The 2,460-nt window shown below is 50.5% G+C and carries 2 protein-coding genes; one reads left to right on the forward strand and one right to left on the reverse strand.

What is annotated here, in order from left to right; translation table 11 throughout:
- Positions 1-56: 56 nt before the first annotated feature.
- Complete coding sequence (locus QVO99_RS00050) at positions 57-1,376, forward strand: uracil-xanthine permease family protein (protein ID WP_022315537.1); 1,320 nt, start codon at positions 57-59, stop codon at positions 1,374-1,376.
- A 118-nt stretch (positions 1,377-1,494) separates the two neighbouring features.
- Here the strand turns inward: QVO99_RS00050 and QVO99_RS00055 are convergent, their stop codons facing one another.
- The gene (locus QVO99_RS00055; protein WP_022315538.1) at positions 1,495-2,397 is read right to left on the reverse strand and encodes a M48 family metallopeptidase; all 903 of its coding nucleotides are present in this window, start codon (positions 2,395-2,397) and stop codon (positions 1,495-1,497) included.
- Positions 2,398-2,460: the final 63 nt, after the last annotated feature.

A 2,460-nucleotide genomic window follows, 5' to 3' on the forward strand; every position in this document is an offset into this window, starting at 1 on the left:
GTTCTTCTCTCGGTTTGCACTATCTTTGCAGAATAATACAAAATCGGATATCAGATATGGCAACAGAACAGAAAAATGGAATAATCTATGGACTCAACGACCGTCCGCCATTCGTGGAATCGGTGTTCGCGGCATTGCAGCATTTGTTTGCAATCTTCGTGGCGATAATGACGCCACCTTTGATAATAGCATCGCAGATGCAGCTCGACATAGAGACGACGAGCTTCCTCGTATCGATGGCGCTCTTCGCATCGGGTGTATCCACATTCATCCAATGCAGGAAATTCGGGGCTGTGGGCACCGGACTGCTCTGCATACAGGGAACGAGCTATTCGTTCATAGGACCGATAATAGCGGCTGGAATGTGCGGCGGACTGGCTGTGGTGTTCGGTTCGTGTATGGCGGCATCGGTAGTGGAGGTGTTCGTGGGCAGCATACTGAGATATGCACGCAAGATCATCACCCCATTGGTGTCTGGAATTGTGGTCACGCTGATTGGTCTCTGTCTTATAAAGGTGGGGATATCGTCGTGTGGCGGCGGCAATGCGGCGATGGCAAACGGTACGTTCGGCGCTCTGCACAATCTCGGACTCGCGGCTCTGGTACTTGCCACAATAGTGTTTTTCAACAGTTGCAAGAACCGCTACCTCAGGATGAGTTCCATCGTAATCGGACTTGCCGTTGGGTATGTATTGTCGTGGGCGCTGGGATATATCGACTTTGACTCGGTGAAGAGTTTCGGCGGCGTGTATGTGCCGGTGCCGTTCAAATATGGACTTGACTTCGACCTCTCTGCCTTCATCTCGCTGAGCATAATCTTCATAATAACGGCGATAGAGGCTTATGGCGACATCACGGCGAATTCAATGATTTCCGGCGAACCTGTGGAGGGTGACCTCTTCATGAAGCGTGCATCGGGAGGTGTGGTGGCAAACGGCGTTTCATCGTTTATCTCTGCAGCCCTGAACTCCTTCCCCAACTCCATTTTCGCACAGAACAACGGTATGATACAGCTCACGGGAGTGGCATCGCGCTACGTGGGATATTTCATCTCTGCCTTTCTCATCATCCTTAGCGTGTTTCCTGCCGTGAGTCTGGTATTCTCGCTGATGCCGGAACCTGTGTTGGGAGGTGCCACACTGCTGATGTTCGGCACGGTGGCGGCATCGGGAATAAAGGTCATCGCCTCGCAGAAACTGGGTCGAAAGGAGATTCTGGTGCTGGCGATAAGTCTTGCCGGCGGACTGAGCGTGGAGTTCATGCCTGAGATTCTATCGGGGTTCCCCGAGACGCTGCGCAGTATTTTCTCATCGGGAATAACTACCGGCGGACTGCTCGCCATATTCTCAAACCTGCTGATAAGGATAAAGGAATAAGGTGCTGACAAGTTGACAAGTAAACAAGCAGACGAGTAGACAAGGATATCAGTTCTCCATTTTGTAACAAATGGCAACTTCCTTGTCTACTCGTCTACTTGTTTACTCGTATACAGAATCACTTTCTTCTCTTTGTTGTAGACTTCTTTTTTGTAGTCTTCTTTTTAGAAGTGGTCTTAGTGGTCGTTGTTGTCTTGGTAGTGGTGGTAGCCACTGGCTTATAGTATTTCAGAGCCTCTGGCAACCATTTCTGTATGTCGGCGATACGCTTGGCGTCGGATGGGTGGTCACTAAGGAAAGCCGGTGTGGTACTGGTGGAACTTGCCGCCATGCGCTGCCAGAAGCTTACTGCCACGTTAGGGTCGTAACCCGCCATCGCGGCAAAAACGAGTCCCATATAGTCGGCCTCGCTCTCATTCTGACGAGAATAGTGGAGATTGCTGAATTTGCTTCCGAGTCCGAACACACCCTGTGCTATGCTGGTGGTATTTGAGCTGACTCCGGCACCGCTGAGCACGGCACCCAATATCTGCGATCCATACTGCTGCTTCATCTGCTTGCTTAGCTGCTCTGCCGAATGCTTTGCCACGGCATGGGCAATCTCATGACCGAGAACGATAGCGAGAGCACTCTCGTTCTGTGTTATGGGGAGCAGTCCTTCGTATACCACGATCTTGCCGCCAGGCATACAGAAAGCGTTTGCTGAATTGTCCTGCACGAGATTGAACTCCCAATTGTAGTTTTTCAGTTCTGCCGACTGGTTGTTGGCTTTTAGATACTGTTCCACAGCTGTGGCAAGGCGCTGGCCCACACGTTTCACCATCGCCGTGTTTGTGGCGTTGGTAGACACCTTAGCAGTCTTCATGTAGTTGGTATACTCCTTGTTGCTGAGACCGAGCACCTCTTCGTCGGAAACGAGGATATGCTGTTTTCTGCCTGTAACAGGCACCGTGCTTGTGGTTCCACAAGACACTACTGTCAGCGTCATGACCGCCAACAGTAATTTGCTGATTTTTTTCATATTCGTCTGATGTTGTTTTTTGATTTATCACTTCAAAGGCAGAGCGCCAAGCTTGCTTGAAAG

The organism is Prevotella sp. CAG:592, from assembly GCF_000436015.1.
GTDB lineage: Bacteria > Bacteroidota > Bacteroidia > Bacteroidales > Bacteroidaceae > Prevotella > Prevotella pectinovora.

Bases quoted from the DNA above. Each gene is read 5' to 3' on its own strand.
- QVO99_RS00050 (WP_022315537.1), top strand. From the start codon at position 57: ATGGCAACAGAACAGAAAAATGGAATAATCTATGGACTCAACGACCGT.
- QVO99_RS00055 (WP_022315538.1), bottom strand. From the start codon at position 2,397: ATGAAAAAAATCAGCAAATTACTGTTGGCGGTCATGACGCTGACAGTA.